The following is a 13,960-nucleotide window of genomic DNA, read 5'->3' on the forward strand; positions in this document are numbered from 1 at the left end:
ACAGACGATCACGCGGTGGCCGCGCCACCTCTACCCGCTCCCATCAGCGAAATCTCAAACGGCGGCTGCCGTACTAGAGGCTAGCGAGGTCCACTGTGGTGGAAGGCGAGAAACTCCATCCACAACAGCCAGCGCCATCAACCGCGTCATCGACAATTGAGTGCACTGTGGCCGACGATCGGTCGGCAGCCGGGTATCGCCTCGTGCGGCGCCAAGCGCCTTTCAGTTGCCGCCGACCCGTAGCGGCGCGCCGGTGAGGGCGTCCAGGACGGGTCGGGTGCCCAGCGGCTCCTTCAGGGTCACCTCGACCTCCTCCAGCTTCAGCATGGCGTCGCAGACGTCCGTGGAGCGCACCACCGAGCCGCCCACCACCACGAGGTCCTCGCGCTCCTGCACCAACGGGGTGATCTCGGAGTCGCAGCTACCGACCCCCAGCCGGAAGGCGAGCCTAGTTCCGTCGACCTCGATGATGTTCTGCGCGGCTACCAGCCCCTCCGGAGCGGAGTCGGAGGGGACGACCGGGTCGGGCACCGTACCGACCGCCTGCGGCGCGACCGCGGTGGCGGCCACCACGGCACCGATCTCCTCGACGGTGAACAGCCAGGCCGGCACCTGGGCCTCGCCACGGCTGGTGTGCAGCGGCGCGGTGCCCAGTTCAACCTTGCTGATGGTGAGCGCTACACACTCCCCCTGTGGGCGGCTGCTGACCGTGTCGTCCGCTCCGGGCGCGGGCGGCGGTGGGGTGGCGGGTTCCTTCGGCAGGGTGGGGCAGGAGGGCGGCTCACTGCCGTGGGTGAGGGTCCGGAAGGCTTCGTCGGCGTCGACAAGCGGCACCCGCAGCTCCCCGTCCAGGAATCGGATGGTGCCCTGGTCGGGCTGCCGGGCCGGCAGATCGGCCGGCTTGCGGTACCAGCCGGCCTGGAACGCCGTCTGGGTGGCGGGGGTGAAGTTCGCCTCGCCGATCAGCCGGGTGGGATCCTGCAGGGGGATGTAGCCGCTGCTCCAGCCGGGCCCGGGGCTCCACCCCTCGGCCACCGCGGCGGCCCGCCGGTCGAACGGGTCCTGGTCCTCTTCCGCGGAGGGGAGGGGAGCGGTCGGTCCGGTGCCGGCCGGTGCACAACCGGCTACGACGATCATCAGGGGCAGGCCCAACAGGGCGGCGAGACGACGCATACCTGCTCTGACGGAGGTACCCGGCGCAAGGTTCCCTGCCAAGATCGTTCGACCCCTTCCGAGGAGACGACTGCGCGCCCCGGCCGGATGGCCGGGGCGCGCAGTACAGGTGGTGGAGGTGCCGGGAATCGAACCCGGGTCCTTCGCCGCCTTGTCAGGACTTCTCCGAGCGCAGCTCGCTGTGCCTCTACTCGGCCCCTCCGATCACGCGAGCGAGTCGGTGTGACGGGCCCAGTCGCTGATTAATCTCGCCGCACGGACCCCGCGACCGGGTCCGGTTGGCCAGCCTTCTAGCTGATGCCGGCTAACTGGGTCGAAGGCACTCCCAGGCCGACAGACTCACTACTCGCCTCAGGCGGCGAGAGCGAAGTCAGCGCGTTCGTTCTTGGCGCTTATTGTTTTCCGACGAACGATTCTCGAGACGACGTCGGCTTCCTCGGCTCGCTTCCCCTGCCGCAACGTACGAAGTCGAAACCAGTCACCCCCTCGACAGGCCGCCGTCTTCCGGCGGCTCTGACAAGCGTAACGCCTGCCGCAACCGGATTCATCCCGAGGTCAGGTCGCCGACACCAGGGACGAATGAACCGGACAAACTACTCACTCATCCCTTTGCCGCGCCGACCGACCGCCCGTTGGATCTCCCGGTCCGCGTCCCGCTTGGCCAGGTCCTGGCGCTTGTCGTACGCCTTCTTGCCCTTGGCCAGGCCGATCTCCACCTTGGCCCAGCCGTCGGAGAAGTAGACCTGCAACGGCACCAGGGTCAGCCCGCCCTCCCGGGCCTTGCCGATCAGACGGTCGATCTCCAACCGCTTGAGCAGCAGCTTGCGGGTACGCCGGGGCTCATGGTTGGTCCAGGTGCCCTGGGTGTACTCCGGGATGTGCATGCCGTGCAGATACAGCTCGCCGTCGCGCTCCTGAGCGAAGGCGTCGACCAACGAGGCCCGCCCGGCCCGCAGTGACTTCACCTCGGTGCCGGTCAACGCCATGCCCGCCTCGTACGTGTCGAGGATGGCGTAGTCATGGCGGGCCTTCTTGTTGGAGGCGACGACCTTGCGCCCCTTCTCCCGTGGCATCGCCGCGCCACCTCCTTTCCCCTAGCCCACTGCCCTCGGCGGCCTGGCGGCCGGAGAGCGGAGATCATGCTACCCGAATGACAAGGGCCCTTCCGCGCGGTTTGTTCCCGCGCCGAAGGGCCCTTGCGAGGGTCGTACCGAAAACTAGACCCGCAGGTAGAAGCGGAGGGTGACCCAGGCGGTGATCGCGCTGATCAGGCCACCGACGCCGGCCATCACCGGGAAGGTCAGCAGCACCTCGCTCCAACTGACCGGGGCGAACAGCCCTTGCAGGGCGCTCAGGGCGTCGTCGAAGAGGAACTTCTTCAACGCCACCAGGGCCCCCAGGCCCAGCAGCGAGCCGATCAGGCCGGCGACCACGGCTTCCAGGACGAAGGGTGCCTGGATGAACCAGTTCGAGGCGCCGACCAGCTTCATGACGGCTACCTCCCGTCGCTTGCTGTAGGCGGCGACCTGGATGGTGTTGGCCACCAGCAGCAGCGCTGCCACCGCCATCGCTATCGCGGCGGCCAGTGCGACGTTCTGTCCGGCGGTGAACAGGTTGAAGATCTTGTCGAGGACCTGACTCTGGTCGACCACCTGATCGACCCCGGCGGCCGAGGAGTACTGCTCCGAGATGGACTTGTACTGCTCCGGGTCAACCAGGTTCAGCCGGTACGACTCGGGCAGCTGGTCCGCCTTGACCGCGCTGAGCAGGTCCGGCGAGTCCCGGAACATCTCCTGGAAACGCTGGTACGCCTCGTCCTTGTTGACGTAGGTGACCTGTGAGATCAGCGGATCGGCCTCCAGCCGGGAACCCAGCGAGGTGCGCTCCTCCTCGGAGATCTCGGTCTTGAGGAAGATCGAAACCTGGATGTTCTCGAAGTACAGGTCCTTCATGTCCGCGACCTTGCTGTAGATCAGGCCGCTGGCGCCGAGCATGGTCAGCGAGACGCCCAACGTGATGATCATTGCGATGGTCATCGTCACGTTGCGCCACAGTCCGACCAGGACCTCGGACAGGACGTATTTCATCCGCATCGGAATATTCCTCCGGCTCTCCGGCGTGAGGTGTTCGTCGTCAGATCAGGGTGCGCTGGGTTCGCCAGGTCACCCGTAGACGCCGCGGGCCTGGTCGCGGACGATACGGCCGCTCTCGATCTCGATGACCCGGCGGCGCATCTGGTTCACGATGTTGGAGTCGTGCGTGACCATCACGACGGTCGTGCCGGTGCGGTTGATCCGGTCCAGCAGGCGCATGATCTCGATGGAGGTGTCCGGGTCCAGGTTTCCGGTCGGCTCGTCGGCCAACAGGATCAGCGGACGGTTCACGAACGCCCGGGCCACCGCCACACGCTGCTGCTCACCACCGGAGAGCTCGTGCGGGTAGCGGTGCTCCTTGCCACCGAGACCCACCAACTCCAACACCTCCGGCACGACCCGGCGGGCCACCGCCTTGGTCTTGCCGATCACCTCGAGCGCGAAAGCCACATTCTCGTACGCGGTGCGGTTGGGCAGCAGCCGGAAGTCCTGGAAGACGCAGCCGATCGAGCGGCGGAAGTGTGGGCGCTTCCAGGACCGCATCGAGGTGACGTCCTTGCCGTTGACGACGACGCGACCCTTGTTGGGGGTCACCTCGTGCAGCAGCATTTTGATGATCGTGGACTTGCCGGAGCCGGATGGGCCGATGAAGAAGACGAACTCGCCCTTGTCGATCGACACGGACACGTTGTCGAGCGAAGGCCGCGACGCCTTCGGGTACGTCTTCGTCACTTGCTCAAGCTGAATCACGGGTGGTGAGTCTACGCCGTGTAACTGTCGTGCCAAGTCCTACGCCCCGCGATTGCGGGGTGAGTCATTGATCCCGCACGTCATGTGGAGATCGATGACGCACTCCGCCCACGATCGGTCACGCAGTGTCGCCGGCGAGTTGCTGCTGCTTGCGCCAGCGGATACCGGCCTCGATGAAGGAATCGAGTTCACCGTCGAAGACCGCACTGGGGTTGCCGGTCTCCTGCTCGGTACGCAGATCCTTCACCATCTGATACGGGTGCAGCACGTACGACCGCATCTGGTCGCCCCACGAGCCCGCCGCGTCGGTCTTCAGGCCCGCCATCTTGGCCTGCTCCTCCTGGCGCTTGCGCTCCAACAGCCGGGCCTGCAACACCCGCAGCGCGGAGGCCTTGTTCTGAAGCTGGGACTTCTCGTTCTGGCAGGTCACCACGATGCCGGTCGGGATGTGGGTGATCCGCACCGCCGAGTCGGTGGTGTTGACGCTCTGCCCGCCCGGCCCGGACGAGCGGTAGACGTCGATCCGCATCTCGTTCTCGGGGATCTCGATGCTGTCGGTCTGCTCCACCACCGGCAGCACCTCGACACCGGCGAAGCTGGTCTGCCGACGGCCCTGGTTGTCGAAGGGGCTGATCCGGACCAGCCGGTGGGTGCCGGACTCCACGCTCAGGGTGCCGTAGGCGTAGGGAACCTTCACCGTGAAGGTGGCCGACTTGAGGCCCGCCTCCTCGGCGTACGAGGTCTCGTAGACCTCGGTCGGGTAGCCGTGCCGCTCCGCCCAGCGCAGGTACATCCGCAGCAGCATCTCCGCGAAGTCCGCCGCGTCCACCCCACCGGCACCCGCGCGGATGGCCACCAGGGCCTCCCGGGAGTCGTACTCGCCGGAGAGCAGGGTGCGGACCTCCATCTCCTGGATGGCCTTGGTCAGCCCGGCGACCTCGGACTCGACCTCGGAGAGCACCCCCGAGTCGGCCTCCGCCTCGGCCAGCTCCAGCAGCACGCTGGCGTCGTCGAGCCGGGCGCGCAGGCTACCCAGCTTGTCGATCTCGCCGTTGACGTACGACAGCTGCGAGGTCACCTGTTGGGCCCGGGCCTGGTCGTCCCACAGATCCGGGGCGGAGGCCTGCTCTTCCAGGCGAGCCTTGTCCGCCCGCAGGCGGTCCAGGTCGAGCACCGCCTCGATGTTGCGCAGGGTGGCGTCGAGATCCTTGAGCTGGTCGGCGTAATCGGCAGCTGTCACGACAGACAAGGGTACTGCTCGGAGGAGGAGTGAGCTTGCGAGCCCCGCACTCCGAGCCAAAACAGCACTGCTCGGGACAGGAGTGAGCTTGCGAGCCCCGCACTCCGAGCCAAAACGAGAACTGATCAGCTGCCGACCGGTGCGCTCTTGAGCCAGGACAGGGCGGCCTTGTGGTACGCCACGGCGAACTCCAGCGCGCTCGCGTCGTACGTGTCGCCTTCCTTGCGCGCGTTCTTGACCTGCTCGCGTACCCGGGCCAGGGCCTCGGTGTGGTACTCGTTGGCAGCGGCCTGGAGGCTTTTCAGCTGAGTTGCGGAGTGCAGCTGCCCGAAGGCGATCCGCAGGGCGATCGGGTTGCGGATGGTGTCCCGCCCCGGGTCCTCGGCCAACCATCGGGAGAAGGTCCGTTTTCCCGCTGCCGTGATCGCGTACGGTTGACTCATCCGCGGCCCGGGTTTACCCAGCCGGACCAGGCCCTTCTCGGCCAGCGCCGGCAACTCGCGGTAGACCTGACTGCGGGTCATCGACCAGTACGGCGCCAGCCTGCGCTCGGCGGCGGCCATCAACTGGCCACCTGTCATGGGGCCCTCGTGGAGCAGCCCGAGCAGGGCCGCCGCCGTGGGGTTGACTCCGGAATCCGCCATGCCGTTCACGCTGCCACTTTGCCGGGCCGCCGTCCAGGATTTCACCGTTTCGCCACCCAATGGGGTTTCCTATGTGCACTGTCGGTGCGCGACGGTCCACCGGCGGGGCACACACCCCACCATGAGCCCCATTCCGGCAGCGGCGGTGTTAAAAAGGGCCCCTTCCTATGCACTAGGCGTTAAGAAGGGGCCCTTCCTTACGCCTCAGCGCATGTGCGGGTAGGTGTGGTCGGTGGGGGGTACGAAGGTCTCCTTGATCGTGCGGGGGGAGGTCCAGCGGACCAGGTTGTGCCAGGAACCGGCCTTGTCGTTGGTGCCGCTGGCCCGGGAACCACCGAAGGGCTGCTGCCCGACCACCGCGCCGGTCGGCTTGTCGTTGATGTAGAAGTTGCCGGCCGCGTACCGCATCTTCTCGGCCACCGCGTCGACCACCCGGCGGTCGGTGGCGAAGATCGACCCGGTCAGGGCGTACGGCGCGATCGACTCGGCCTGGGTGATCACCTCGTCGAAGCGGCTGTCGTCGAAGACGTGGACCCCGAGGATCGGCCCGAAGTACTCCGTGGTGAAGGTCTCGTGGGCCGGGTCGTCGCATTCGAAGATCGTCGGACGGACGAACCAGCCGACCGAGTCGTCCGCGGTGCCACCGGCGATGACCCGGCAACTGTCGTCGTTCGAGACCAGTTCCAGCGCGGCGGTGTGCCGGGCGAAGGCCTTGTCGTCGATGACCGCGCCGCCGAAGTTGCCGAAGTCGGTCACGTCGCCGTAGGTCAGGCTGTCCGCGGTGGCAGCCAGCCGGTCACGCAGGCCACCCTCCCAGATCGACCGGGGGACGTACGCCCGGGAGGCCGCGGAGCACTTCTGCCCCTGGTATTCGAAGGCCCCCCGGATCAAGGCGGTGTGCAGGGCGTCGACGTCGGCGCTGACGTGCGCTACCACGAAGTCCTTGCCGCCGGTCTCCCCGACCAGGCGCGGGTAGCCCCGGTAACGGGCGATGTTCTCGCCCACCGTGCGCCACAGGTGCTGGAAGACCCGGGTGGAGCCGGTGAAGTGGATGCCGGCCAGGTCGGGGTCGGCCAACACCACCTCGGAGACCTCCTCGCCCCGACCGGTGACCATGTTGATCACCCCCGGGGGTAGTCCGGCCGCCTCGAACAGCCGCATGGTGAAGTGCGCCGCGAACTGCTGGGTCGGGCCCGGCTTCCAGACCACCGTGTTGCCCAGCAGGGCCGGGGCCGAGGGCAGGTTGCCTGCGATGGCGGTGAAGTTGAACGGGGTGATCGCGTAGACGAAGCCCTCCAGGGGGCGGTGGTCGAACCGGTTCCACACCCCGGGCGAGGAGATCGGCTGCTCGGCGAGCAGCTTGCGGGCGAAGTACACGTTGAACCGCAGGAAGTCGATGAACTCACAGGCCGCGTCGATCTCCGCCTGCTGAACGGTCTTCGACTGGCCGAGCATGGTGGCCGCGTTGAGTGTGTCGCGCCACGGGCCGGCGAGCAGTTCGGCGGCGCGCAGGAAGACCGCGGCCCGCTCCTCGAAGGGCAGCGCCCGCCATCCCGGTGCCGCGTCCTTGGCCGCCTTGACCGCGGCCTGGGCGTCGTCGTGGGTGGCGTGCCCGGTGACCCCGAGCACGTGGGAGTGCCGGTGCGGCTGCACCACCCGGATCGACTCGCCGCCGGCCATCCGCTGCTCGCCCGCGACGGTCATCGGCATGTCGATCTGCTCGGCGGCCAACTCGGTGAGTCGCCGGCGGAGCCGTTCGGTGTCGGCACTGCCCGGCTCGTAGGTGCGCACCGGCTCGTTGTGCGGCTCGGGTACGGAGAACACGGCGTCCATCAGGGCTCCTGGCGATCTCGACGACGGTGGCGAAGCCGGTCCCAGGGTTGGCGGGACCTGCATTCCATCTTTTCACGCGCGGCTGTCCCGGATCCTCCCCCGGGCAGCGCCTCACCATAGATCTGGAGGCTGCTGAGACGATTTGGCAGTGATTCGTACCCACAGGACCGGACAGACCGAAGGAAACTAGATCATCTCTGCGGTTAGCAGGGGTCGGTCCCCTCCCCCATCCGGCCGCGTACGCTGGATTGCCGGTGAGGTGCCCGGGCCAGGTCGCCGGGTCCGGCGGCGAAGGGGAGACCATGAGCAACCAGCCCGGTGGGCCGACCGCCGCGCAGCCCGAACGGCCGCAGGCCACCGGCCCGACGACGGCTGAGCAGCCGGGGTCGGCGCTTCCCGCCGACGGCTCCGCCGGATCGCCGCCCTCCGCACCGGGCGCCCTGGTGCTGGCCCTGTTGGCGGCCGGCTGGTTGGCCGCGATGCTCTGGTCCACCCGGGAGGCGATCAACTCGGCCACCGCCGGGGTCACCGCGATCAGCCTGTCCGCCTTCGCCCTGCCCGGGGTGATCTCGGCCGCCCTGGTGGCCGGTACCGCGGTGGGCCTGGCAGCCGCCGAGCCGGTCACCCGCCGGGGCGATCGGGCCACCCTGCGCTTCGCGGTGGCGGTCGGCGCCGGCCTGCTGGTCGGGCTGGCCGCCGCCCTGGCCATCAGCCTCAGCTACGCCGACAACACCACCACCCGCACGATCGCCGGTACGACCGCAGCGGCGGCGGTCATCGGCGGCGCGTTGGCCGGCGCCCGCAACGGTGCCGTCGTCGGTGCCGTCGCCTCCGCCGCCCTGGGCACCCTGGTCTTCGTCGTGGGGTTCAGTGTCGCCCGGGGTCCGCTGTTCGACCTGTTCGGCGCGGGAGACAGCCAGCAGTCGATGATCACCGCCGCCACCTGGGTCTCGCGTACGGAGTCGCTGCTCGCCGGTCTCCTCGCCGGGTTCCTGGCCTTCGGCTATCTCACCTGGGCCCGACGGCGTGCCGCCCGCCGCGACACCCCTGTCACCGCCGTGCGCTGGCCGGCGTACCTGATCGCCGGGGCCGGCCCCGGCCTGCTGCTGCTGGTCGCCGAGGTGATCATCCGGGTCGGTGGGCGTTCCCTGATCGACCTGGCCGCCGCCCTGAGCGAGGCGGACGCGGTGGCCCAGACCTCCATGGGCACCTCCCGGGTCGACAACGGGATCTGGGTGCTGTTCGTGGGCGCCCTCACCGCCATGATCGTCTTCGGTCGCACCCTGACCCCGGCCCCGGAGACCGACCCCACCGAGGCCGACCCCAGCCAGGCCGACGCGGTGCGCTGAGGGCCCCGGGTCACCCCTGGCCGGCGGCGTCGCGCAGCAGGAGATCCAACTCGCTGGGGTCGTACCACTCAAGCTCGTGGTCCTCGGCACCGTCGACCGTGAACTGGGCGTCCGGATCGCCGGCCAACGCCTCCTCCACCACCTGCACGGCGGCGGCGACATCCGGTACGGCGGCGGCGCCGTCGACATGCAGGGCCGCCACGGCCTTGACCGGTACCGCCCCGTGCAGTTCCACCACGCTGGAGCCCAGCTCCCCCTCGCCACGGCTGATCGCCGAGGCAGGCAGGTCCGCCGAGACCACCACCCGCCGACGCGGGGCCGCGGGATCGTGGCGGAGCAGTTGCAGGGCGTCCTGGGCGGCGCGGGTGAAGGCCACGTACTCCAACTCCTCCTCGTCGCCCTCGGCGTACCACTCGCGCAGCATCGGGGTCACGGCGTGCCCCTGCGACACGGCGAGACCGTGCTCGGCAAGCATGGTCAGCATCGGTACGGTTGCCGGCAGGTACACCCGGACAAGCTCGTCGGTCACCGTTGATCTCCCGCTCTGCTCCGGTTTTCGGCGACTCCGCCGCGAAGGGCGCACGATCACCCGTACGCCCTGAACGTCATACACCCCCCGCCCGCCCGGTGGAAGCTCGGCGGGGCCCGGTGTGTCGGAGTCGGCATCGCCGATGGCATGCTCAGAGGTCGCCTCGAAGTCAGCCCTCGATGGCAAACTAAAGCAAACGACACCAACCCGGGGAGTTCTCGTGGAGCCCAGGTTCCTGCTCCTGTCCGACGTGGCCGCCGAGCTGAACGTGTCGGACTCGCAGGTCTACCACATGGTGCGCAGCGGCGAGCTGCCCGCGATCAAGATCGGCGGCCGGGGCCAGTGGCGGGTCGAGCGCTCCCGGCTGGAGGAGTACATCCAGCAGAAGTACGCGGAGACCGCCGAGTGGGTGCGTGGCAATCCGCTGGCCGAGCGCGACCCGGAGTAACCACATCACCCTCCAGCCATTGACCGAGGGCTCTGCCTTGCTCAAGAATGAGGTCTATCGAAAGCAAACGAAGGCAAACGCAGGGTTCCGGTGCTGAGAGGTAGAGGGCAGGCGATGATCGATCCCCGGCGACCTGGACCCAGCCGACCCCCCGTGCGGCTGCGGCCGGCACCCGCGTACGACCCACCGTTCGTCGACGAGGGCAGCGGATGGCCCGGACCCGGCGACGGTCAACTGGCCCTGGACCTCTTCTCCGCCCCGCAGTGGCCCGTTCGCAGTGGGCCGGAACGCCCACCCCACCAGCGGGTCACCGTCCGCCCGACCCCGGCCCGCCCCAGCCGGGATCCGGTCCGGCAACTACCACCGGGGGCCCTGGTCACCGCCACTCCGGCAGCCACCCGAGTGGCCCACCGCTTCGTGGCCAACTGCATCGAGGTGTTCAACGGCTTCCGGCCCCCGGTGCAGCTGCGCCGTCAGCTCGATCCCACCCGCTGCGCCCACCTGCTGCCCGAACTGGCTCGCGGGAGCGCCCGTGCCGTCGCGACGCGACGCCGCACCCCCCGCCCCGGTCTGCGACTGCGCCGCCTGCGGGTCTGCGAACCCCACCCGAACGCCATCGAGGCCGCCGCCGTGCTCACCGGAGTCGTCGACGCCAGCTGGGCCATGGCCCTGCGGCTGGAACACCGCCGCGGCACCTGGCTCTGCACCGACCTGCGGGTCCTCTGACCCCCGGGCCCCTGCACGCCGAAGCCCCGGCCACCGCTGACGCGATGGCCGGGGCTTCGGGTAGCGCTTATCAGTCGGCGGAGCCGCCGGGGGCACCGTGGCAGCGCTTGTACTTACGACCGGAGCCGCAGGGGCACGGCGCGTTGCGGGAGGGACCGTTGCCGGCCGATGCCTGCCCGTTGGCCGCCGTCTGCCGGGCCGTGCTGGAGGCCACCCCGGCACCCCGCAGGCCGCCGCCGTTCTGACGCTGCGGGGCCGCCGGTGCGCTCTGCCCAGGAGCCGCCGGTGCGCCGGGCGCCGGGCCACCGATGCCCAGGGCCGGGGCCCGCTGGTCGTCGCGCTGCACGGCCACCCCACCGGCACCGGCCTCACCGTCGATGGTCGGGGCGGAGTACTGAAGGCCCTGCTGCTGCGGTGCGCGACCCAGGCCCTTGGCGCGGATCTCCACCGGCTTGTCCAGCAGCTGAACTTCCTCGGCCTCGGCCTCGGGCTCCGGCTCGTTGACCTGCACCTCGAGGTTGAAGAGGAAGCCGACCGTCTCCTCCTTGATGCCGTCCATCATGGTGGCGAACATCGCGAAGCCCTCGCGCTGGTACTCCACCACCGGGTCACGCTGGGCGTACGCCCGCAGGGTGATGCCCTCCTGGAGATAGTCCATCTCGTAGAGGTGCTCACGCCACTTGCGGTCGATGACCTGGAGCAGCACCATCCGCTCCAACTGCCGGGTGCCCTCGGCACCGAGCTGCTCCTCCCGACGGTCGTACGCGGCGTGCGCGTCCGCCCGCAGCCGGGAGACCAGGAAGTCGGCGTCGATGCCGGCCCGGGAGCCGCCGGCCTCCTCCTCCATCTCCTCGATGGTGAGGCCCACCGGGTAGAGCTGCTTGAGGCTGGTCCAGAGCTGCTCAAGATCCCATTCCTCGGCGTAGTTCTCCGAGGTGGCGCCCTGAACGTACGCCTCGACCATGTCGTCGATCATGTTGCGGACCTGCTCGGAGAGGTCCTCTCCGTTGAGCACCCGCAGCCGCTCGGCGTAGATCACCTGGCGCTGCTTGTTCATGACCTCGTCGTACTTGAGGACGTTCTTACGGATCTCGGCGTTCTGCCCCTCGATCTGGGCCTGAGCGCTCTTGATCTGGCGGGTGACCATCTTCGACTCGATGGGCACGTCCTCCGGGATGTTGAAGCGCTCCATGACCGCCTCGACCGCACCGGAGCGGAACCGCTTCATCAGCTCGTCCTGAAGCGACAGGTAGAAGCGCGACTCACCCGGGTCACCCTGCCGGCCGGACCGACCACGCAGCTGGTTGTCGATGCGTCGGGACTCGTGCCGCTCGGTGCCCAGCACGTAGAGCCCACCGGCGGCGGCCACCTCATCGGCCTCGGCTTCGCAGGCCTGCTTCCACTTCGGCAGGACCTCCTCCATCGCCTTGTCGTACTCCTCGGCGTTCTCCACCGGGTCCAGACCACGCTGACGCAGCTCGCTGGCGGCGAGGAACTCGGGGTTGCCGCCGAGCAGGATGTCCGTGCCTCGACCGGCCATGTTGGTGGCCACCGTGACCGCGCCCTTGCGGCCCGCCTGGGCGACGATCTCCGCCTCCCGGGCGTGGAACTTCGCGTTCAGCACGGAGTGCGGGATGCCCCGGCGGCGCAGCAACTGGGAGAGGATCTCGGAGTTCTCCACCGAGACCGTGCCGACCAGCACCGGCTGCCCGGCCTGGTGGCGCTCGGCGATGTCCTCGATGACCGCGTTGAACTTGGCCTTCTCGGTCTTGTAGATGACGTCGGCCCGGTCCTGCCGGACCATCGGCCGGTGGGTCGGGATGGTCACCACGCCGACCTTGTAGACCTTGTTGAACTCGCCCGCCTCGGTCTGGGCCGTACCGGTCATGCCGGAGAGCTTGTCGTAGAGGCGGAAGTAGTTCTGGAGGGTGATGGTGGCCAGGGTCTGGTTCTCCTGCTTGATCTCCACCCCCTCCTTGGCCTCGATCGCCTGGTGCATGCCCTCGTTGTAGCGGCGACCATGCAGGATGCGGCCGGTGAACTCGTCGACGATCAGGACCTCACCGTCGCTGACGATGTAGTCCTTGTCGCGCTTGTACAGCTCCTTGGCCTTGATGGCGTTGTTCAGGTAGCCGACCAGCGGGGTGTTCACCGACTCGTAGAGGTTGTCGATGCCGAGCCGGTCCTCGACCTTGGCCACGCCGCGCTCGGTGACCGCGATGGTGCGCTTGGCGTAGTCGACCTCGTAGTCGCCCTCGCCGTCCTTGCCGGACTGGAGGCGGGCCACCACGGCGGCGAACTCGCCGTACCAGCGGGCGGAGTGCTCGGCCGGGCCGGAGATGATCAGCGGGGTACGGGCCTCGTCGATCAGGATGGAGTCGACCTCGTCGACCACGGCGAAGTTGTGGCCCCGCTGGACCAGCTCCTCCTTCGACCAGGCCATGTTGTCGCGCAGGTAGTCGAAGCCGAACTCGTTGTTGGTGCCGTAGGTGATGTCGCACTCGTACGCCGCGCGGTGCTCGGCGGCCGGGCGGTTGGGCAGCACCACACCGACGGTCAGGCCGAGGAACTGGTGCACCCGGCCCATCCAGGCCGCGTCACGCTGGGCCAGGTAGTCGTTGACCGTGACCACGTGCACGCCCTTGCCGGACAAGGCGTTCAGGTAGACCGGCATGACCGAGGTCAGGGTCTTACCCTCACCGGTCTTCATCTCGGCGATGTTGCCGAAGTGCAGTGCCGCGCCGCCCATCACCTGGACGTCGTACGGCCGCTGACCGAGCACCCGCGCCGCTGCCTCCCGGCAGACCGCGAAGGCTTCGGGCAACAGGTCGTCCAGGGTCTCGCCTTCGGCGAGCCGCTCCCTGAACTGCTCGGTCATGCCGCTCAGCTCTTCGTCGGTGAGGTTGACGTAGTCGTCCTCGATCGAGTTGACGGCGGCGGCGATCGCCTTCAGCCGGCGCACCATACGCCCTTCGCCCGCGCGAAGGACCTTTTCCAGAATCGACACGGATCAACGCTCCCCTAGACAGTCTGGACCCATCGTAGGCGTTTAATCGGGCCGATGGTCACTGGTGGCGGCGGTCGGCCATCACGAAACCGACATAACGCGCGACCCATCAGGGTACCCGCCCGGTTTACCCGTTACGCCGTGGGCGAACGATCCGGCACGATGGGT

The 13,960-nt window shown here is 68.7% G+C and carries 12 protein-coding genes and 1 other RNA gene; 3 read left to right on the top strand and 10 right to left on the bottom strand.

All coding sequences use genetic code 11. The features are described 5' to 3' along the window. Positions 1–222: 222 nt before the first annotated feature. From ACLQ2T_RS07445 to pruA, 8 genes are all read right to left on the bottom strand, one after another. A complete protein-coding gene (locus ACLQ2T_RS07445) occupies positions 223–1,173 on the bottom strand; it encodes a hypothetical protein (RefSeq protein WP_425765249.1) in 951 nt (316 codons plus the stop codon). 110 nt (positions 1,174–1,283) lie between these two features. Continuing rightward, positions 1,284–1,659: a transfer-messenger RNA gene (ssrA, locus tag ACLQ2T_RS07450) on the bottom strand. 107 nt (positions 1,660–1,766) lie between these two features. Beyond that, on the bottom strand, positions 1,767–2,246 hold the full coding sequence (gene smpB / locus ACLQ2T_RS07455) for an SsrA-binding protein SmpB (RefSeq protein ID WP_327022590.1): 480 nt from the start codon (positions 2,244–2,246) through the stop codon (positions 1,767–1,769). A 144-nt stretch (positions 2,247–2,390) separates the two neighbouring features. Next, positions 2,391–3,266: a permease-like cell division protein FtsX gene (gene ftsX / locus ACLQ2T_RS07460; RefSeq protein WP_425765250.1), complete on the bottom strand. Its 876-nt coding sequence runs from the start codon at positions 3,264–3,266 to the stop codon at positions 2,391–2,393. Between the two features lie 69 nt (positions 3,267–3,335). Next, positions 3,336–4,016 carry a cell division ATP-binding protein FtsE gene (gene ftsE, locus ACLQ2T_RS07465; RefSeq protein WP_013731749.1) on the bottom strand — a complete coding sequence of 227 codons (681 nt, stop codon included), beginning with the start codon at positions 4,014–4,016 and terminating at the stop codon, positions 3,336–3,338. A gap of 118 nt (positions 4,017–4,134) precedes the next feature. Continuing rightward, the gene (gene prfB, locus ACLQ2T_RS07470; RefSeq protein WP_425765251.1) at positions 4,135–5,256 is read right to left on the bottom strand and encodes a peptide chain release factor 2; all 1,122 of its coding nucleotides are present in this window, start codon (positions 5,254–5,256) and stop codon (positions 4,135–4,137) included. Between the two features lie 125 nt (positions 5,257–5,381). Continuing rightward, positions 5,382–5,900: a helix-turn-helix transcriptional regulator gene (locus ACLQ2T_RS07475; protein ID WP_425765252.1), complete on the bottom strand. Its 519-nt coding sequence runs from the start codon at positions 5,898–5,900 to the stop codon at positions 5,382–5,384. 204 nt (positions 5,901–6,104) lie between these two features. Then, entirely contained in the window at positions 6,105–7,733 is a 1,629-nt protein-coding gene (pruA, locus tag ACLQ2T_RS07480; protein WP_425765253.1) for an L-glutamate gamma-semialdehyde dehydrogenase, read from the bottom strand. Between the two features lie 302 nt (positions 7,734–8,035). Here pruA and ACLQ2T_RS07485 point away from each other — a divergent pair, with 302 nt between their 5' ends. Continuing rightward, positions 8,036–9,082, top strand: coding sequence for a hypothetical protein (locus tag ACLQ2T_RS07485; RefSeq protein ID WP_425765254.1), 1,047 nt, complete (start codon positions 8,036–8,038; stop codon positions 9,080–9,082). A gap of 10 nt (positions 9,083–9,092) precedes the next feature. Here ACLQ2T_RS07485 and ACLQ2T_RS07490 read toward each other — a convergent pair whose 3' ends face one another. Next, entirely contained in the window at positions 9,093–9,611 is a 519-nt protein-coding gene (locus ACLQ2T_RS07490; protein ID WP_425765255.1) for a DUF6912 family protein, read from the bottom strand. 220 nt (positions 9,612–9,831) lie between these two features. Between ACLQ2T_RS07490 and ACLQ2T_RS07495 the strand changes: the two genes are divergently transcribed. Further along, positions 9,832–10,059, top strand: a complete 228-nt coding sequence (locus ACLQ2T_RS07495) for a helix-turn-helix transcriptional regulator (protein WP_327022597.1) — start codon at positions 9,832–9,834, stop codon at positions 10,057–10,059. A gap of 114 nt (positions 10,060–10,173) precedes the next feature. Beyond that, positions 10,174–10,785, top strand: coding sequence for an Rv3235 family protein (locus tag ACLQ2T_RS07500; RefSeq protein ID WP_425765256.1), 612 nt, complete (start codon positions 10,174–10,176; stop codon positions 10,783–10,785). Between the two features lie 70 nt (positions 10,786–10,855). On the opposite strand, the gene secA is transcribed toward ACLQ2T_RS07500, so the two are convergent. After that, positions 10,856–13,792: a preprotein translocase subunit SecA gene (gene secA / locus ACLQ2T_RS07505; protein ID WP_425765257.1), complete on the bottom strand. Its 2,937-nt coding sequence runs from the start codon at positions 13,790–13,792 to the stop codon at positions 10,856–10,858. Positions 13,793–13,960: the final 168 nt, after the last annotated feature.

Origin of the sequence: Micromonospora sp. DT229 (genome assembly GCF_049844505.1) — a bacterium.
Lineage (GTDB): Bacteria > Actinomycetota > Actinomycetes > Mycobacteriales > Micromonosporaceae > Micromonospora.